The sequence below is a fragment of the Ruegeria sp. E1 genome (assembly GCF_056534225.1).
In genome coordinates this window covers 30,472-49,462 of record NZ_JBQFPE010000007.1, presented here as the reverse complement: position 1 = coordinate 49,462, position 18,991 = coordinate 30,472, and the positions used below count along the sequence as shown (strand labels likewise).

General features: G+C 59.0%; 18 protein-coding genes. 5 read left to right on the top strand and 13 right to left on the bottom strand.

The annotated features are described in order from the left end of the window. Window positions 1-30: 30 nt before the first annotated feature. Window positions 31-1,050: a ribose-phosphate pyrophosphokinase gene (locus tag ACR0FG_RS10345; RefSeq protein ID WP_170710543.1), complete on the top strand. Its 1,020-nt coding sequence runs from the start codon at window positions 31-33 to the stop codon at window positions 1,048-1,050. Window positions 1,051-1,171: 121 nt separating this feature from the next. Here the strand turns inward: ACR0FG_RS10345 and ACR0FG_RS10340 are convergent, their stop codons facing one another. From ACR0FG_RS10340 to ACR0FG_RS10310, 7 genes are all read right to left on the bottom strand, one after another. After that, window positions 1,172-1,522 carry an H-type lectin domain-containing protein gene (locus ACR0FG_RS10340; protein WP_480892699.1) on the bottom strand — a complete coding sequence of 117 codons (351 nt, stop codon included), beginning with the start codon at window positions 1,520-1,522 and terminating at the stop codon, window positions 1,172-1,174. 113 nt (window positions 1,523-1,635) lie between these two features. Beyond that, on the bottom strand, window positions 1,636-2,046 hold the full coding sequence (locus ACR0FG_RS10335) for a F0F1 ATP synthase subunit epsilon (RefSeq protein WP_170710545.1): 411 nt from the start codon (window positions 2,044-2,046) through the stop codon (window positions 1,636-1,638). 12 nt (window positions 2,047-2,058) lie between these two features. Continuing rightward, complete coding sequence (gene atpD / locus ACR0FG_RS10330; RefSeq protein WP_480892698.1) at window positions 2,059-3,483, bottom strand: F0F1 ATP synthase subunit beta; 1,425 nt, start codon at window positions 3,481-3,483, stop codon at window positions 2,059-2,061. 20 nt (window positions 3,484-3,503) lie between these two features. Further along, entirely contained in the window at window positions 3,504-4,382 is an 879-nt protein-coding gene (locus ACR0FG_RS10325; RefSeq protein ID WP_480892697.1) for a F0F1 ATP synthase subunit gamma, read from the bottom strand. A gap of 12 nt (window positions 4,383-4,394) precedes the next feature. Beyond that, window positions 4,395-5,933 (bottom strand): F0F1 ATP synthase subunit alpha, encoded by a 1,539-nt coding sequence (gene atpA / locus ACR0FG_RS10320; RefSeq protein WP_170710547.1) that lies wholly within the window; start codon window positions 5,931-5,933, stop codon window positions 4,395-4,397. Beyond that, window positions 5,934-6,494, bottom strand: coding sequence for a F0F1 ATP synthase subunit delta (locus ACR0FG_RS10315; RefSeq protein WP_480892694.1), 561 nt, complete (start codon window positions 6,492-6,494; stop codon window positions 5,934-5,936). Between the two features lie 299 nt (window positions 6,495-6,793). Beyond that, window positions 6,794-7,528 carry a class I SAM-dependent methyltransferase gene (locus ACR0FG_RS10310; protein ID WP_480892693.1) on the bottom strand — a complete coding sequence of 245 codons (735 nt, stop codon included), beginning with the start codon at window positions 7,526-7,528 and terminating at the stop codon, window positions 6,794-6,796. A 61-nt stretch (window positions 7,529-7,589) separates the two neighbouring features. Between ACR0FG_RS10310 and gloB the strand changes: the two genes are divergently transcribed. The 3 genes from gloB (at window position 7,590) to ACR0FG_RS10295 (ending at window position 11,547) form a co-directional block, all read left to right on the top strand. Further along, a complete protein-coding gene (gene gloB, locus ACR0FG_RS10305; RefSeq protein WP_480892690.1) occupies window positions 7,590-8,357 on the top strand; it encodes a hydroxyacylglutathione hydrolase in 768 nt (255 codons plus the stop codon). Window positions 8,358-8,530: 173 nt separating this feature from the next. Continuing rightward, a complete protein-coding gene (clpA, locus tag ACR0FG_RS10300) occupies window positions 8,531-10,855 on the top strand; it encodes an ATP-dependent Clp protease ATP-binding subunit ClpA (protein WP_480892688.1) in 2,325 nt (774 codons plus the stop codon). A gap of 83 nt (window positions 10,856-10,938) precedes the next feature. Continuing rightward, the gene (locus tag ACR0FG_RS10295) at window positions 10,939-11,547 is read left to right on the top strand and encodes a DJ-1/PfpI family protein (protein WP_480892685.1); all 609 of its coding nucleotides are present in this window, start codon (window positions 10,939-10,941) and stop codon (window positions 11,545-11,547) included. 4 nt (window positions 11,548-11,551) lie between these two features. Here the strand turns inward: ACR0FG_RS10295 and ACR0FG_RS10290 are convergent, their stop codons facing one another. The 3 genes from ACR0FG_RS10290 to ACR0FG_RS10280 all read right to left on the bottom strand — a co-directional run bounded on the left by ACR0FG_RS10290 (window position 11,552) and on the right by ACR0FG_RS10280 (window position 15,034). Then, the gene (locus tag ACR0FG_RS10290) at window positions 11,552-13,252 is read right to left on the bottom strand and encodes a peptidoglycan -binding protein (protein WP_480892684.1); all 1,701 of its coding nucleotides are present in this window, start codon (window positions 13,250-13,252) and stop codon (window positions 11,552-11,554) included. 3 nt (window positions 13,253-13,255) lie between these two features. Next, window positions 13,256-14,434, bottom strand: a complete 1,179-nt coding sequence (locus ACR0FG_RS10285; protein WP_170710554.1) for a biopolymer transporter ExbB — start codon at window positions 14,432-14,434, stop codon at window positions 13,256-13,258. A gap of 69 nt (window positions 14,435-14,503) precedes the next feature. Further along, entirely contained in the window at window positions 14,504-15,034 is a 531-nt protein-coding gene (locus ACR0FG_RS10280; RefSeq protein WP_480892681.1) for a gamma-glutamylcyclotransferase, read from the bottom strand. A 67-nt stretch (window positions 15,035-15,101) separates the two neighbouring features. On the opposite strand from ACR0FG_RS10280, the gene ACR0FG_RS10275 reads away from it, so the two are divergent. Then, window positions 15,102-16,103 carry a DUF2125 domain-containing protein gene (locus ACR0FG_RS10275; RefSeq protein ID WP_480892679.1) on the top strand — a complete coding sequence of 334 codons (1,002 nt, stop codon included), beginning with the start codon at window positions 15,102-15,104 and terminating at the stop codon, window positions 16,101-16,103. Here ACR0FG_RS10275 and ACR0FG_RS10270 read toward each other — a convergent pair. Genes ACR0FG_RS10270 through hisC form a run of 3 tightly spaced genes read right to left on the bottom strand, consistent with a single transcriptional unit; the run spans window position 16,100 to window position 18,947 of the window. Then, window positions 16,100-16,948, bottom strand: a complete 849-nt coding sequence (locus ACR0FG_RS10270; protein ID WP_480892676.1) for an extensin-like domain-containing protein — start codon at window positions 16,946-16,948, stop codon at window positions 16,100-16,102. The genes ACR0FG_RS10275 and ACR0FG_RS10270 overlap by 4 nt on opposite strands. A gap of 2 nt (window positions 16,949-16,950) precedes the next feature. Next, window positions 16,951-17,865 (bottom strand): prephenate/arogenate dehydrogenase family protein, encoded by a 915-nt coding sequence (locus tag ACR0FG_RS10265; RefSeq protein ID WP_480892673.1) that lies wholly within the window; start codon window positions 17,863-17,865, stop codon window positions 16,951-16,953. Continuing rightward, entirely contained in the window at window positions 17,862-18,947 is a 1,086-nt protein-coding gene (hisC, locus tag ACR0FG_RS10260) for a histidinol-phosphate transaminase (RefSeq protein ID WP_480892670.1), read from the bottom strand. The genes ACR0FG_RS10265 and hisC overlap by 4 nt, the downstream gene beginning before the upstream one ends. Between the last annotated feature and the right edge of the window lie 44 nt (window positions 18,948-18,991).

Here is an 18,991-nt window from a genome sequence, read left to right as displayed (position 1 = left end):
TTGCCATTGCTGCCCGGGGAAAATCAGCCGATGCCGACACTTCACGAACCCAAGCTTATCGCTGGGAACGCCAATCTTCCGCTTGCCGAAACCATTGCCCGCCGCATGAGCCTGCATCGCGGCGTCGATCAGGGGCTGGTCGATGCCCGGGTCGAGCGGTTCAATGATGGCGAGATTTTCGTCGAAGTGTTCGAGAATGTGCGCGGCGAGGATATGTTCATCATCCAGCCGACCTCGAACCCCGCCAATGACAACCTGATGGAGCTGCTGATCATCGCCGATGCGCTGCGCCGCTCCTCCGCCGCCCGCATCACCGCAGTCATCCCATATTTCGGCTATGCCCGTCAGGATCGCCGCACCAAGGCGCGCACGCCGATCAGCGCCAAGCTGGTGGCAAACATGCTGACCGGCGCCGGGATCGAGCGTATCCTGACCATGGACCTGCACGCCGCGCAGATTCAGGGCTTTTTTGATATGCCCGTGGACAACCTCTATGCTTCGCCGATCTTTGCATTGGATGTGAAAAAGCAGTTCAAGGATCAGATGGAAGATCTGATGGTGGTGTCACCCGATGTCGGCGGCGTGGCGCGGGCGCGGGAGTTGGCCAAGCGCATCAATGCGCCCCTGTCGATTGTGGACAAGCGCCGCGAAAAGGCGGGGGAAGTGGCCGAGATGACCGTGATCGGCGATGTAAAGGGCAAGATCTGCCTTATCGTGGACGATATCTGTGACACCGCCGGAACATTGTGCAAGGCAGCGCAGGTGCTGATCGACAATGGGGCCAAAGAGGTTCATTCCTATATCACCCACGGCGTCATGAGCGGCCCTGCGGTCGAGCGGGTGACGAATTCGGTCATGAAGTCGCTGGTGCTGGCGGATACGATCCAGCCGACGCCCGAGGTGGCCAATGCCGCCAATATCCGCATCGTTCCGACCGCGCCGATTTTTACGCAGGCGATTCTGAACATCTGGAACGGGACGAGCGTTTCGTCGCTGTTTGAAGACAAGACGCTGACGCCGATTTACGAGTCGCTGTATCAGATGGATTGATCGGCGAGCGCGGGTCTGCGCGTTTCGCTAATCGGGGGCCTGAAACTTTGAAAGTTTCAGGCTCGGTTTCTATTTAAGAAACCGTTTGCGTCATTTCGCGGTTGTGTGAGAAACAGCCCTGCTAGGAAATATCCCAGTCATCCGCGCTGGCGACCTCGCCAATCGCGGTCCAGGTCACGCGAATGCGGGCGACGCGTGAATCCGACCACGTGCGGAATACGGCATCAAACCCATGCGCTGTGATGTGCTCGGCCTGAACTTCGGCGCGCAGGGCCGACGCCGTGTCAACATCCCAAAGTGAAACGCAGATCTGCACGATGGGCGCGGATCGAAACGGTTCGCTGAACCGCACAGCGCTGCGGCGTTCGCGGGGGCCTGCACCCGTCCACATGTCACCCCCATCCGCAAAATCCGAGAACAGGACAGCCTCGCCCTGATCGATGCCCATGGGGTGGGTCAGAAATTTCTTCATCGTGTCGTCTTTTCTTTCAATTCCGGCACCTTACCGTGCAGAGATCACGAAATCACGACAAAAAAAACGGCCCCGCAAAGCAGGGCCGTTTCAAATTTCTCCGAGATAAACCTTTACAGGCTCATATGCGTTCCAAGCGCTTCCATGTCGGCCAGAAGCTTGGCGGCATCGTCGACGATGGTCTGATCGTCACCGGCCTTGGCGGCCTCGTGCGAAGCGCGGGCTTCGGCGATCAGGTCATCCAGATGCGACCGGGTCACTTCGGCAACCGGAATGGCCTTTTCGGCCAGAACCGACAGGCCGTCGCCGTTGATCTGGGCAAACCCGCCAGTGACCAGGTATTCACTGGACCCTTCGGGTGCCTCAACCTTCAGCAGACCGGGGCGCAACGTGGTGATGGTGGGGGCATGATCGGGCATTGCCGTCATGTCCCCGTCCGCGCCGGGAAGCTGGACCGCGGTGGCCTCGAGCGAAGCAAGGCTCCGCTCGGGGCTGACGAGGTCGAATTGCATCGTGTTTGCCATCAGGGATACTCCTTAGGCGGCTTCTGCGGCCATCTTTTCCGCTTTGGCGATCACTTCTTCGATGCCGCCAACCATCAGGAAGGCCGCTTCGGGCAGGTGATCGTATTCGCCGGCCACAACGGCCTTGAACGACGAGATGGTGACGTCCAACGGAACCTGAACGCCGGGCGAGCCGGTGAAGACCTCGGCCACATCGAACGGCTGCGACAAGAAGCGTTCGATCTTACGGGCACGGGCAACGGTCAGTTTGTCTTCTTCCGACAGTTCGTCCATGCCGAGGATGGCGATGATGTCCTGCAGAGACTTGTAGCGCTGGAGAATCTGCTGAACGTCGGTCGCAACCTTGTAGTGCTCTTCACCAACGATGGCCGGGTCAAGCAGACGCGAGGTCGAGTCGAGCGGGTCAACCGCAGGGTAGATACCCTTTTCCGAGATCGCACGGTTAAGAACGGTGGTCGCGTCCAAGTGAGCAAACGAGGTTGCCGGCGCAGGGTCGGTAAGGTCGTCCGCAGGCACGTAGATCGCCTGCACGGACGTGATCGAGCCCGACTTGGTCGAGGTGATGCGTTCCTGCAGGGCGCCCATGTCGGTGGCCAGTGTCGGCTGGTAACCCACAGCTGACGGAATACGACCCAGCAGAGCCGAAACCTCGGAACCCGCCTGCGTGAAGCGGAAGATGTTGTCGACGAAGAACAGAACGTCGGTACCGGACTGGTCGCGGAACTGTTCGGCCAGGGTCAGACCTGTCAGAGCAACACGTGCACGCGCACCCGGAGGTTCGTTCATCTGACCGTAAACCAGCGCAACCTGTGAGTCCGACAGGTTGTCCGGCTTGATCACGTTCGATTCGATCATCTCGTGGTACAGGTCGTTCCCTTCACGGGTCCGTTCACCAACACCCGCGAACACGGAAAAGCCCGAGTGCACTTTTGCGATGTTGTTGATCAGTTCCATGATCAGAACGGTTTTACCAACGCCGGCGCCGCCGAACAGGCCGATTTTACCGCCTTTGGCGTAGGGGGCCAGAAGGTCAACAACCTTGATGCCAGTTACCAGAACTTCCGACTCGGTCGACTGTTCGTCAAAGGTCGGTGCAGGCTGGTGGATCGCGCGGGCCTCAGTTGCTTCAACTGGGCCTTTTTCGTCGATCGGCTCACCCACAACGTTCAGGATGCGGCCCAGGGTGGCGTTGCCAACCGGAACCGAGATCGGTGCGCCGGTGTCGGTCACGGCTTCGCCGCGGACCAGACCTTCGGTCGCGTCCATCGCGATGGTACGGACGGTGTTTTCACCCAGGTGCTGAGCAACTTCCAACACCAGGCGCTTGCCGTTGTTGGTGGTTTCCAGCGCGTTCAGAATTTCAGGCAGCTGATCTTCGAAGTGCACGTCGACGACGGCCCCGATGATCTGTGTGACTTTGCCTTTTGCATTCGCCATGTTTCGTCTCCGGTATGTCTCTACAGCGCTTCGGCGCCGGAAATAATTTCAATCAGCTCGTTGGTGATCACGGCCTGACGCGAGCGGTTGAACTGGATCGTCAGCTTGTCGATCATCTCACCCGCGTTGCGTGTCGCGTTGTCCATCGCGGACATCCGTGCACCCTGTTCAGACGCTCCGTTTTCGAGCAGAGCCGAGAAGATCGCGGTCGCAACCCCCTTGGGCAGCAGATCGGCCAGAATGGCCTCTTCGCTGGGCTCGTAGTCGAAAATGGCACCGCTATCGTCACCTGCCGCTTCGTCCTCGAACGAAGCGGGGATGATTTGCTGTGCCGTCGGAATCTGGGTCACGACGTTGACGAACTTCGAGTAGAAGATCGTGGCAACATCGAACTCAGCCCCGTCAAAGCGGGACAGCACGTCCTTGGCGATGTCTTGCGCATTGGTGTACCCGATACGCTTGACCTCGCTCAGGTCGACATGTCCAACGAACAGATCGCCCAAATCGCGCTTGAGCGCGTCACGGCCTTTCTTGCCGACAGTCAGAATCTTGAGCGTCTTGCCTTTGCCGCGCAGCTCTTCCGCCTTTTGGCGGGCCAGCTTGGCGATGTTCGAGTTGAAGCCGCCACACAGGCCGCGTTCAGCTGTCATCACAACCAGCAGATGTACATCATCGCTGCCCGTACCCCGGAGCAGCTTGGGGGCGCTGTCGCTGCCCCCGACCGATGCCGCCAGCCCCGCCATCACGGCATTGAACCGCTCGGCATAGGGGCGCGAGGCTTCGGCAGATTCCTGGGCGCGGCGCAGTTTTGCCGCCGCGACCATCTGCATGGCCTTGGTGATCTTGCGGGTCGATTTGACCGACTCGATCCTGTTTTTAAGGTCCTTCAGACTAGGCATCGGAACCCCCTATCAAGCGAAGGTCGCGGCGTATTCGTCGATCGCTGCCTTAAGCTTGTCTGCTGCGTCACCTTTGATCTTGGGATCTTCGTCGGTGATCCACTTGAGCAGGTCAGCATGTTTGCCGCGCAGGTGCGCCAGCAGACCGGCCTCATAGCGGCCAACATCAGATACGTCGATCTTGTCGAGGTAACCGTTGGTGCCTGCGAAGATAACGCAGACGATTTCCGCGTTGGTCAGCGGCGAATACTGCGGCTGTTTCATCAGTTCGGTCAGACGTGCACCACGGTTCAGCAGCTGCTGGGTCGCGGCGTCGAGGTCGGAACCAAACTGCGCAAACGCAGCCATTTCGCGGTACTGCGCCAGTTCCAGTTTCACCGGACCCGCAACCGATTTCATCGCATCGGTCTGAGCCGACGAGCCCACACGCGAAACTGACAGACCTGTGTTCACTGCAGGACGGATGCCCTGATAGAACAGTTCGGTTTCCAGGAAGATCTGACCATCAGTAATCGAGATCACGTTGGTCGGAATAAAGGCCGAAACGTCACCACCTTGGGTTTCAATAACCGGCAGAGCGGTCAACGAGCCCGCGCCGAAGTCTTCGTTCAGCTTCGCCGAACGCTCCAGCAGACGCGAGTGGAGGTAGAAAACGTCGCCAGGATAGGCTTCACGTCCGGGCGGACGGCGCAGCAGCAGCGACATCTGACGGTAGGACACAGCCTGTTTCGACAGGTCATCATAGATGATCAGCGCGTGGCGGCCATTGTCACGGAAGTATTCGGCCATCGCGGTCGCGGCATAAGGTGCCAGGAACTGCATCGGCGCCGGGTCGGACGCGGTTGCGGCCACAACGATCGAGTATTCAATCGCGCCGGATTCTTCCAGCTTCTTCACCAGCTGCGCAACGGTCGAACGCTTTTGACCGATGGCGACGTAAACGCAGTACAGTTTCTTCGACTCGTCGTCGCCTGCTGCGTCGTTGTAGACTTTCTGGTTCAGGATGGTGTCCAGAGCAACGGCAGTTTTGCCGGTCTGACGGTCACCGATGATAAGTTCCCGCTGACCACGGCCAATCGGGATCATCGCATCAACCGATTTCAGGCCGGTTGCCATCGGCTCGTGCACCGATTTACGCGGGATGATGCCGGGGGCTTTGACGTCTGCAACGCCACGCTTCGACGCATTGATCGGGCCCTTGCCGTCCAGCGGGTTGCCCAGACCGTCAACAACACGGCCCAGCAGTTCGTCACCGATTGGAACGTCCACGATCGAGTTGGTGCGCTTGACGGTGTCACCTTCTTTGATGTCACGGTCGGACCCGAAGATAACGACACCCACGTTGTCGCTTTCCAGGTTCAGGGCCATGCCCATGATGCCACCGGGGAATTCGACCATCTCACCTGCTTGAACGTTGTCCAGGCCGTATACACGGGCAATCCCGTCACCGACGCTCAGCACGCGGCCGATCTCGGCCACTTCGGCTTCCTGACCAAAATTCTTGATCTGGTCCTTCAGGATTGCAGAAATCTCTGCAGCTTGGATTCCCATTTATCCGACCTCTTTCATTGCATTCTGTAGGGAGTTCAGCTTCGAACGGATCGAGCTATCGATCATTTTCGAGCCCACTTTAACGACAAGACCGCCGATGAGGCTTTCATCCACGGTCGCATTGATTGTCACGGTCTTGCCCACACGCTCGGACAGCGTTTTGGACAGTTTATCCATCTGTGTTTTGGTCAGCGCCTTGGCCGAGGCGACATCGGCGGTCACTTCGCCACGCTCTTCAGCCAGCATGTCGCGCAGAACCTGCACCAGCTGCGGCACAACAAACAGGCGGCGTTTCTGCGCCATCAGACCCAGCGTGTTGCGCAGGATCGAGTTCAGGCCCATCTTGTCGGCAACTGCGGTGATTGCGCCCTCTTGTTCGGCGCGCGAAACCAGAGGCGATGCGATCAGGTCGCGCAGTTCGGCGCTGTCGCCCAATGCTGCTGCCAGATCGTTGATTCCGGTTTCCAGACCTGCAAGGTCATTATTCTCTTTGGCGATCTCGAAGATCGCGGTGGCATAGCGCTCGGCGATGCCTGTGGAAATCGAAGCTGGTTCGGACACGTCCACCCTTCCGATATTTGAGGCCCCGATTTTAAGTAGCGGCCGCTACCTTGGGGCGTGAGGAAACCCCGTCCATGAAGGGCGGGGATCAAAATCACCGGGGATGTAGCAGAGGTGTTCCAACCTAGCAATACGCTATAGCGGTAACGGACTTATCCACAAAATGTTAATTTTCAGTTACTTACACCAAGTGCGACCCTTTGGACCGGTTGTGGCAGTTGAAAAATGTTACGAATATGCAGGTTTTTGCGATTCCTGTGACTTTTTTCCCGCGATTTTCGCCGTCGCGGACGCAGGTCTCAGGCGGGCTTTAACAACCCGTCCAGCGCCTTGATCGGGCGCTTCGCCTTGTCCTTGGTCACGCTTCCGCTGGGCGGGCGGATCAGCTTGCTGGCCTCGACCATCAGTACGCCCCCGGCCATCACCGTTGGCAGGCGCTGCCCGGTTTTTTCGATCAGGTTGCCGGATTTCAGCCAGAACCGGCGGAACGACGGCGGCAGATACAGGGCCGAGCAGTGGTTTTCCGGCACAAAGTGATGCGCCCGCAACTGGTTCTCAAGCTGGGATGCTGAATAAGGCCGCCCGAAACCAAAAGGTGTCTTGTCGGTCCGTGACCACAGCCCTGCCCGGTTCGGCACCACAAACAAAACCCGGCCACCGGGCCCAAGCACGCGCCAGCATTCTTCAAGCAATTTGCTTGGACGGCTTGAGGTCTCAAGCCCATGCATCACCACCAGCTTGTCCACATGGCCGGTCTCGATCGGCCACAGCGTTTCTTCGGTCAGGACCGATACATTGGGCATCCCTGCAGGCCAAGGCATAACCCCTTGCGGCCCGGGCATCAGCCCGATTACGCGGCGCGCGTCCGCCAGATAGGGGCGCAGCAGGGGCACAGCAAAGCCAAAGCCAACCACAGTCTGCCCTTTGGCTTCGGGCCACAAATCGACCAGCCGCCCGCGAATGGCCGCCTGCGCCGCACGGCCCAGGGTGCTGCGGTAGTAGAAATTCCTCAGATCCTGCACATCAAGATGCATTGCGGACACCCGGTCAATCGGCTTAGCTGAGCGCAGTCTAGCAACGAAAGGGCAAAAGGCCATGCCTCTTGAGATCGTCACCATCCCGTGCCTGAGTGATAACTATGCTTTTCTGGCGCATGATGCCGCCAGTGGCGAGACCGCATTGATCGACGCACCGGAACCGGAACCGATTCTTGCGGCGCTGGATGCGCATGGCTGGCGTCTGAGTCATGTGTTGCTGACCCATCATCATTGGGACCATGTGGACGGGTTGCCCGGTATTCTGGAAAAACATCCCGCGCGGGTGATCGGCGCAAAGGCCGACGAACACCGACTGCCAAAGCTGGATCAGGCGGTCGCTGAGGGCGACAGCTTTTACATCGGCTCGGACCCGGTCGAGGTTATAGACGTGTCGGGCCACACCGTAGGGCATATTGCATTCTACGCACCAGAAAGCAGCGCATTGTTCACCGGCGACAGCCTGATGGCGCTGGGATGTGGCCGTCTGTTCGAGGGGACACCAGCGCAGATGTGGGCCTCACTATGCAAGCTGGCGGCCCTGCCGGATGAGACAATTGTTTGCTCGGGCCATGAATATACCCAATCGAACGCTAAATTTGCGCTGACGGTTGACCCGGACAATGCTGCCCTGCTGGATCGTGTTGCCGAAATCAACCGTGCGCGCGCAGCCGGAGAACCGACGGTGCCGTCGACTCTGGCGTTGGAAAAAGCGACAAACCCCTTCCTGCGCGCTGAAAATCCGGCGATTCAGTCCCTTCTGGGAATGGAAAATGCAGATCCCGCTGCGGTCTTTGCCGAAATCAGGGCCCGAAAAGACCGCTTTTAGTGCATATTTTGCGCTGTTCACGGTCACGGTCACAACAAATGTGACTGTCAAGAGCAAGAAAACCCTTGAAGCCGGGCCACGATCAACCAAACTCTAATAGTATGAGGACATGGTTGGGATGGGGATCCGGCCTAAAGCCCGCCCCTTCTGACCCAAGACAGAGGAGCACCCGCGTGCCTTCATTCTCGAGCACACTGGAACAAGCCATCCACGCGGCCTTGGCGGCTGCGAATGAACGGCGACATGAATTTGCAACGCTTGAGCATCTGCTGCTTGCGTTGTTGGAAGAACCGGACGCGATCCGGGTGATGAAGGCGTGCAGCGTCGATCTGGACGAATTGCGCAGCACCTTGGTCGAATTCATCGATGAAGACCTGTCAAATCTGGTCACGGATATCGACGGGTCCGAGGCTGTTCCGACTGCTGCGTTCCAGCGCGTCATCCAGCGCGCCGCAATCCATGTTCAAAGCTCTGGCCGGACCGAAGTGACCGGGGCCAACGTTCTGGTTGCTATCTTCGCCGAACGTGAAAGCAACGCGGCCTACTTCCTGCAAGAACAGGACATGACCCGCTATGACGCGGTGAACTTCATCGCACATGGCGTGGCGAAGGACCCGGCCTATGGCGAAAACCGCCCGGTCACCGGCGCGGATGAGGTGGAAGATGAGGCGCAGACCACCTCGGGTGAGGCGGACCAGAAGGAAAGCGCGCTGGGTAAGTATTGCGTTGATCTGAATGCCAAATCGCGCGCGGGCGATGTTGATCCGCTGATCGGTCGCTCGGACGAAGTGGAACGCTGTATTCAGGTACTCTGCCGCCGCCGCAAGAACAACCCGCTGTTGGTGGGTGATCCGGGCGTGGGTAAAACCGCTATTGCCGAGGGTCTGGCCCACAAAATCGTCGCTGGTGAAGCACCGGATGTGCTGTCTGAAACCACGATCTATTCGCTCGACATGGGCGCGCTGCTGGCAGGGACCCGCTATCGCGGTGATTTCGAAGAACGGTTGAAAGCGGTCGTGACCGAATTGGAGGATCACCCCGACGCGGTTCTGTTTATCGACGAGATTCACACGGTGATCGGTGCCGGTGCAACCTCGGGCGGGGCAATGGATGCGTCGAACCTGCTGAAACCTGCCCTGCAGGGTGGCAAGCTACGCACAATGGGCTCGACAACCTACAAGGAATTCCGTCAGCATTTCGAAAAAGACCGCGCGCTGAGCCGCCGCTTCCAGAAGATCGACGTGAACGAGCCTTCGGTCGAGGACAGCGTGAAAATCCTGCGCGGCCTCAAGCCTTATTTCGAGGAACATCACGCAATCAAATACACCGCAGACGCGATCAAGACCGCTGTGGAACTGGCCGCTCGGTACATCAATGACCGTAAGTTGCCCGACAAGGCCATCGATGTCATTGATGAAGCCGGCGCGGCGCAGCATCTGCTGGCCGAAAGCAAGCGCCGCAAGACCATAGGTGTCAAAGAGATCGAAGCCGTCGTTGCCAAGATCGCCCGCATTCCGCCCAAGAATGTCACCAAAAACGATGCTGAGGTTCTGAAAGATCTCGAAGCCTCGCTCAAACGAGTGGTGTTTGGTCAGGACGAAGCGATCGAGGCTCTATCGAGCGCCATCAAACTGGCCCGTGCGGGTCTGCGTGAACCTGAAAAACCAATCGGCAACTACCTGTTCGCCGGTCCCACCGGTGTGGGTAAGACCGAGGTGGCAAAGCAACTGGCGGATACGCTGGGTGTTGAGCTGCTGCGGTTTGACATGTCGGAATACATGGAGAAACACGCGGTTTCCCGTTTGATCGGTGCGCCTCCGGGCTATGTAGGGTTTGATCAGGGTGGTCTGCTGACTGACGGCGTTGACCAGCATCCGCACTGTGTCCTACTGCTGGACGAGATCGAGAAAGCGCATCCGGATGTCTTCAACATTCTGTTGCAGGTCATGGATCATGGCGAGTTGACCGATCACAACGGTCGCACTGTGAACTTCCGCAACGTGGTGCTGATCATGACCTCGAACGCGGGCGCGCAGGAACAGGCCAAGGCCGCCATCGGCTTTGCCCGTGACCGTCGCGAGGGCGAGGATACCGCCGCGATCGAACGCATGTTCACGCCGGAATTCCGCAACCGTCTGGACGCCGTAATCTCGTTCGCGCCGCTGCCGAAAGAGGTCATCCTGCAGGTGGTCGAGAAATTCGTCCTGCAGCTTGAGGCGCAATTACTGGATCGCAACGTGACTATCGATCTGACACCCAAGGCTGCTGAATGGCTGGCCGACAAGGGCTATGACGACAAGATGGGTGCCCGCCCGCTGGGTCGGGTCATTCAGGAACACATCAAGAAACCACTGGCCGAGGAATTGCTGTTTGGCAAGCTGGCCAAGGGCGGTGTTGTGCGTGTCTCGGTTAAGAAGGGGGATTTGAACCTGGAAATCCTTGGCCCTGATCAGCCGCGCATTCCGGGCGACAAGCCGCCGCTTTTGACGGCCGATTGATGCAGAGCCTCAAACAACCCAGAACGCCCGCCGCTTCGGTGGGCGTTTTTCGTTCCGATCAATGCACGAGGTAAAAAGGTCATATGCGCAAGATTGGAGCATTGATCTTTCCCGGTTTTGAACTTCTGGACCTGTTCGGTCCGATGGAGATGTTCGGGCTTTTGCCGGATGAGTTCGAACTGTCGCTGATCGCCGAAACGACCGGCCCGGTGCAAAGCAATCAGCAACTGCAGGCACATGCGAACGTGTCGCTTGATGACCCGACGCAGTACGACATTCTGTTTGTCCCCGGAGGTGCTGGAACGCGTAGAGAGGTCGGCAATACCCGCCTGCTGGACTGGTTAGGAAAACAGGCTGAAAGTGCGGAATTCACACTGAGCGTCTGCACCGGCAGCGCCCTTCTGGCCAAGGCCGGAATATTGGACAACAGGCGCGCGACCACAAACAAAGCCGCGTTTTCTTGGGTGAAGGATCAAGGACCGAATGTCCACTGGGTGCCACAGGCGCGATGGGTCGAGGATGGGCGGTTCCTGACTTCATCCGGTGTATCGGCCGGAATGGACATGGCTTTGGGGGCCATAGCGCTGATGCACGGAGAAGATATCGCCGACAAGGTCGCGTTGTGGAGCGAATATAACTGGCACAAGGACAAGACACACGATCCATTCACCCGGCTCCACGGGCTGATCTGAACGCTTATCGTTCGGTCAATTTCAACTCGATCCGCCGGTTCTGAGCGCGCGCCTCGGGCGTGTCGGCGGGGTTGACCGGTTGGAATTCTCCGAAACCGTTGGCCGCCAACCGCTCGGGCGGGATGCCCAGCGCGTCCACCATGTAGCGCACCACGGAAAGTGCCCGCCCCTGACTAAGCTCCCAGTTATCGCGATAGCGACCTGAGCCGCCCAGCGGTACGTTGTCGGTATGGCCATCCACCCTGATCACCCAGTTGAGACCTTCTGGTATTTCTGCCGCTACGCTGCGCAGGATGTTGGCGACCTTGGCGACTTCTTGCCTGCCTTCCGCAGACAAAACCGCTGAGCCTGTGTCGAACAGAACTTCGGACGAAAAGACAAAGCGGTCGCCTTCAATACGAACGCCGTCCTGATCACCCAACACGTCCCGCAGACGACCGAAGAACTCGGACCGGTATCGCTGCAGATCCTCGGCCTGTGCGGTCAATTCCTGATTCTGACCCGCCAATGCTTCGGCTTCGGCCTCAAGGCGCACACGCTCTGCTTCTTCCAACAGACGGCGGCGGCGTTCTTCGGATGCGGCGCGTGCAAGCGCGGCGTTCAAATCCTGCCCCAAAGTCTGGATTCGAATATCGGCGGCGGCGTTTCGTTCCTCGTAATCGTCCAACAACGCCTGCAAAGACCCCAACTGTCCACGCAATGCTGACATCTGCTGGTTCAGCAAAGCGGTCTGGCGTTGCGCTTGGGTCGAAATCTCTTTTTCCGATTCCAGCGACTGCTGAGCAATGGCCAGCAAGGCGGCACGTTCTTCTGCCAATGTTCTTTGCTCAGTTGCGTCATCCTGCGCCTGTACCTGCGCATCCAAGGCCGCTTGCAACTGGGCTTTGAGTTGATCCGGGTTCAACTCACCAAACTGTCGTTCCAGTTCAGCCCGCGCTGCCTGCGCGGCAGCCAGCAGGGTCAGCGTTTCCTCGGCCTCTTTCCGCTGCGATTCCAGCGCCAGCGTCATCGCCGTCAGTTCCGCATCCGCGTTTTGCAGCCTGTCGCGAAGGGTCTCGGCAGCGGCGGCTTCCGCCAAACGGGCCGCCTCTTCGCTGGAAAGCTGCTGCTCCAATTCGGCGATCTGCGCCGATTGCGCGGCATCGCTGCTTTCCAGATCGGCGACCAACGCCTCCAGCGCCTCACGGCGCGCAGCAGCCAGACGGGCGGCCTCGGCCTGTGCGTCAATCTCGCTACGGCTTTGTGCCAGCGCCAGGTTCAGCGCCTCTTGTTCCGATAACAGATCATCGCGCTGCGTCAGCAGGGACTCGGCCTGCGCTTCAAGCGATGCGATGTCGTTTTGCGCCCGGGCCTGATCGGCCAGTAATGCGGCAACTTCTGCCTCAAATGCGGTGATCCGGCCCTGAGCTTGCGCCAACTCGCCCTCGACCTGTGACAGGGTTGTGTTCAACGCCCCCAACCGCGCCTGAAGGCGGCTGTTTTCCCGCTCTTCCAATCCAAGCGCCCCGGCCAGCGCCGCGACCTCATCTGACAGCGCGGTCAATTCGTCTTCCTGCCCTGAGATGGTTTCCCGCAGCACGAACTGAACGATCATGAAGATGGTTAGAACAAAGGTCAGAACCATCAGCAGGCCCGTCATCGCATCGACAAAACCGGGCCAGACCGAGCCTTGGAAACGTTGACCGGTGCGGCGCGACAGGGCCATGCGTTATTCTCCTTCCGGAGGGGTTCGCACCGCGCCGCGCGGCAATGTCAGGGCCTTGACCAGCAGTTCAAAGTCTTTGCGCAACTCGTTCATACTGTCCTGACGACCGGCTGAGATTTCTTCGAGGATGCGCAGCAACTGCACGTCCATCGACCGTAGGCGCATACGGCTTTCGGCATCGATCCCCTCGCCCGCGCCATGATCGCGCATGTGATCCAGCAAAGCGTCCTGCCCCAGCGCGACGCGTTCCAACGCGGCGGTCACCCCTTCGCCTTGGGCCTGACGCTGGTTCATGTCGCCGATCGCATCCACAAGCGCTCCTAGTTTGGCGGACACATCGGCTCGGTCGGCCTCTTGTGCCGTAAACATCTCTTGCAGGGCATCCATCTGCTCGGCCATCGTGTCCAGAACAGGTGTCAGAACCGCTAGTTCTGCACCGCCATCATCCGCCCCGCCAAGGCCAACGCGCGTGATCCCGGACAGCCATTCTTCAAGCTCGCGGTAGAATCTGTTTTGGCCGTGTCCTGCAAAGAGCTCTAGCAGACCAACGATCAAGGATCCGGCGAGGCCCAAAAGCGATGACCCAAACGCCACGCCCATGCCCTGCAACTGCGCCTCAAGACCTGTCATGAGGCGGTTGAACACGGTCAGGCCTTCTTCGCCTTCCTGCGGATTCAGGCTGCGGATTGTGTCGACAATGGCCGGAACGGTTGTGGCCAGACCAAAGAACGTGCCCAGCAGGCCCAAATAGATCAGCACGTTGGTGATATAGCGCGTTATCTCACGCTCTTCTTCAATCCGTTCGGCTACCGAATCCAGGATCGACCGGCCAGAACTGGAACTGATATGTGACCGCGCGCCTCGTGACCGCAGCAACGAAGCCAAGGGGGCCAGCAGTTGCGGCGGACGGGTATCATCGCGTTCGACGCCGCCCACAAAAGCCTCGATCCAGCGGACGGAACCGATCAGCTGCGTTACCTGATAAAAACAGGCGAACACGCCGATGATGAAAACAAGAAAGATGAACCCGTTCAGGTAAAGGTTCGCCTGAAACACCGGCAACACGTAAGGCAGCGCCAGAAATACACCCAGACCGGACAGCCCGATTGCGATCAACATCATCAGGATTTGACGAATGGGGTGCGAGAAATGCGGTCTCGCGCCTTGTTGTGCCTGCGCCATGCGCCTGTGCCCCGGGTTTTGCCTGCTTTGCGCCAAACCTAGCGAAAACCCTGCGAGGACGCCAAGGGTTTATGCGGTAATTCTGCGCACCCGTTGCGACAACCACTCAAGGTCGGGATCATGCAGACCGATCTCGGTTAGGTGTTCGGCGGTGTTATACAGGTACTCGGTATTCGGGCCACGCCCGCCGACCGCGTGGGCGATGATCCGGGCCTGTTCCTCAAGCGGCATTCCACCGCAATATTGAACATGGTGCGGATCGATCACGTAGGTCACTGCATTCACAATCTCGCCATTGGTCAGGTGAACATCAAGCATTCGTTCCAGATAGGCAGAGGAGATCAGTTCTCGCTCGCGCAGTTCCGCCAGAGTACGTTCTTCATGCCCGGCCTCGACCGCAAGCGCCAGCCCGGTGCAATTGGCATCCGCCTGCTCGTCCAACGCCAGCACCAGGCCTGGGTTTTCCTCGGTTCCGCGATGATGGATCGAACTCATGCAGAAGGACCGCGCATAACCGTGCAGCGTCGCATGTTCACTGCGGGCCACCGGAAAACCGGGATTCCACAGCAGTGATCCATATCCGAAAACCCACATTGTCATTGCTCTGGTCCTTGCCTGTTTGCCCCTATAAACATCAAATTCAAAGTGGGAAAAAGGGCCATTGCTGATGCGCCGTCTGATACGAGTATTGATTTTCATCGCAATCGCCTGGAGCGCCTATTGGTTCATCGCCGGTTACGGGCTGCGCAGCGCGCTGACCAGTTGGTTCGACAAGCAACAGGCGATGGGCTGGCAGGCCGATTTTTCGGGCGTTGAAACTGCGGGCTACCCGGCCCAACACAAGACGAGGTTGATAAACCCTGCATTGGCCGATCCCATCAACGGCACGGCATGGAGCGCGGATTGGATCGAATTTCAAAGCCCCGCAATCTGGCCTGGTCGTCAGGTTCTGCGCTTTGCCGACACGCCACAGCGGTTATCCTATTTCGATCAGACCGCCACGATCGAGGCAGATGATCTGATGGCCGAGCTGCAATTGCAGCCCGGTGTCGCATTGGTGCTTGAGAAAATGGCCCTGACCGCAGGCCCATGGTCGGTTGTCGAGAATGGCACCGATCTGGCCGGGGGAACGACGTTTGCCATGGTGATGGAACAGACGTCGACACCTGAAACCTACACGATCAAGGCACAAATTGATGAGTTCACCCCGGGCGACGATCTGCGTGACCTCATGCGGTCGGCAAGGTCGTTGCCGCAGGCATTCGATACGCTGGAACTGGACATCACCGCGACCTTTGACAAACCCTGGGACCGAAGCGCGCTGGAACAGGGTCGCCCGCAACCAGTTGCTGTTGAAGTCAATCTGGCCGAGATGAAATGGGGCGAATTGCGCCTGTTTGCAGCCGGAGAGTTGGACGTGGACGAACAAGGCATTCCGACCGGAGAAATTGCCATCAAGGCTGAAAACTGGCGCGACATGATTGCCATGGCCAATGCCGCCGGGGCATTGCCGGATCAGGCGGTTGATCCGGTGACGCGGGCTTTGCACTTTCTGGCCGGTTTGGGTGGCAATCCCAATGCGCTGGACCTGCAACTGAATTTCCGCGACGGGTTTGTGGCCCTTGGTCCCTTACCTCTTGGCCCCGCGCCGCGCCTGATTTTGCGTTAGCGGCAGTACGGCCCGCTGCGGTGGCGAGCGGTATCCAGATGGAAATGATCGCGATGATAGCGATCCGAGTTCGGCCCCAGCACCGTGCCAAACGGCCCGCACGCCCCGCGCCAGATCTTTTTCAGCTGCTTTTGCGAAGGGTTCTTACGCCATCCTGCCAAGACCGTCACGACCTCTCCATCAGCCATCTTGAAGCCCGAGATGTCGATGGCCCTGCCCTTGCCGTGCTCAGAAATACGCGCGCCTTTGCGATTGTTACGTGTGCGACAAGCATAATGCGCCGCCACCTGTAGCTGGACCACCGGACCGCGCCGCTTAAAGGTTGGTTTAACCGTCTTGTCCACCCATTTGTTCAACGCGATGGCCGTGCCGCAATCCATTGTCGATGGGCGGCTGAGCACCACGCCGGACACAGACGTGATCTGAACCGCATCCTTGATCCCACAGGCCTTGATCTTCCCCGGCACTTTACCGATCGGCTTGCCCTGAATATCAATATCGCCGCAAACCGAGCCTTTGCGCAATTTGCGCTTTTTGAACAACACCTGCTGCTCCAACTCTTTTGGTCTGAGATACGGTTTCAACGACACATCCGGCCCCAGCGCCGGAAGGTCCGATGGCCGCGCGGCGGCGGCAACCTGTTGCGGTGAAACAGGGCGCACTTGTGGTCGCATATACGGAATCGCGGCGGGCAGCGCGGCCACAACGGCAGAGGCTGGAATGGCGCTGGCGGTTTCAACTGGCCGCGATACCGGAAACAGTGAGGTTTCGGGCGAGTTCGCCAACGCAGGCAGGGTCATCAATGTCACAAAAAATCCCGTGAACGTACCCTGCAAAACCCGCATTTCTAAACCTTCCCTCGTCCAAAATCCGGTGCATCCGTGTCCTGACCCGCATCAATAATGCCGCGCCGGATTGCCCGTGTACGTGTGAAATAGTCGAAAAGCTGCTCTCCGTCACCTGTTCTGATCGCGCGTTGCAGGGCAAACAGTTCCTCGGTGAAGCGGCCCAGTATTTCCAGTGTCGCGTCCTTGTTGGTCAGGAACACGTCCCGCCACATCGTCGGGTCCGACGCCGCAATCCGGGTGAAGTCCCGAAAACCCGCCGCTGAATATTTGATAACCTCGGTATCTGTGACGCGGCGCAGATCATCTGCCACACCGACCATCGTATAGGCGATCAGGTGCGGCGCGTGCGAGGTCACGGCCAGCACAAGATCATGGTGATCGGCGTCCATCTCATCCACATTCGAGCCCAGACCTTCCCAAAGCGCCCGCAAGCGTGCGATTGCTTCTGGGTCTGTTCCTTCGACGGGTACCAAAAGACACCAGCGATTGTCGAACAGTTCGGCAAAACCGGCCTCGGGTCCAGAATGTTCGGTCCCGGCCAGCGGGTGGGCCGGGATAAAGTGGACACCGTCCGGGATCGCAGGGCCAACATCCTGAATGACATGGCGTTTGACCGAACCTACATCGGACACGGTCGCCCCGGGTTTCAGCGCCGGAGCAATATCGCGCGCAACCGCCCCCATCGCGCCCACGGGCACGCAAAGAATAACCAGATCGGCCCCTTCGACAGCCTCTTGCGCCGTATCGCAAACCCTGTCGCACAAGCCGATCCGGCGGGCGGTTTCGCGTGTCGCCTCGGACCGGGCATAGCCCGTCACTTCACCCGCAAGACCAGCGCGTTTGATCGCCCAATACATCGACGATGCGATCAGGCCCAGCCCGATCAGCGCCACGCGGTCGTATATCTGGCTCATGCAGCGCCCCCTTTGAACGCGGTAACGGCCGCAACGACACGGCGGCAGGCTTCTTCGTCGCCCACGGTGATCCGCAAAGCGTTCGGCAGGTTGTAGCCCGCAACACGGCGTACGATCAAACCCTGAGTTTTCAGGTAGTCATCGCAAGCTTCGGCCTCGGCCTGATCGGCAAAACGGGCGAGGATGAAATTGGTGCAGGACGGGTCCGACAACACGCCGATCTTTGCCAGCTCCTCGGCCAGCCAAACCCGCAGTCGGGCGTTTTCGGATTGGCAAAAAGACAGGTATTCCTGATCCAGTGCCGCAGCCTCAGCCGCGGCCAGAGCCGTGAGTGACAGGTTGAAAGGCTGACGCACACGGTTCAGCACATCGATGATGTCCTGATGTGCATAGCCCCAACCGACGCGCATTCCGCCAAGGCCGTATACCTTGGAAAAGGTCCGCGTCATGATCACGTTTGGATAGCGGTCCACCAGACCTGCGCCGCCGTCGAACCCCTCGACAAACTCGGCATAGGCCCCGTCAATCACCATCAGGCAACCCTGCGGCAGCCCATCGGCCAGACGCGTCAATTCCGCATCCGGGATCATGGTCGAGGTCGGGTTGCCTGGATTGGTCACAAACACGATCCGCGTTCGTCCGGTCACAGCGGACAGGATATTGTCCACGTCCACTTTGCGATCCCGCTCGGCCACCATGACCGGCGTTGCCCCGGCCATACGCGCGATGATCGGATACATGGAGAATCCATGCTCGGTATGGATCACCTCATCCCCCGGCCCGGCATAGGCCTGCGCCACGAATTGCAGCACCTCATCACTGCCGACCCCACAGATGATCCGCGCCGGGTCCAACCCGTGCTGCTTACCAATCACGGCCCGCAGGCTTGCGTGATCGGTACTAGGATAGCGATGCAGGTTTGCGGCACTGTCGCGCACCGCTTCGATGGCCTTAGGGCTAGGCCCAAACGGGTTCTCGTTCGAGCTCAGCTTGATCACATGCTCGACCCCCGCCACATGCGACTGGCCGCCCTGATACAGCGCGATGTCCATAATGCCGGGTTGCGGGGTGATTTTGGTCATAAGAGGCTCCGTTGATTAGGGCCCCTCATACCTGTCTCAATGCG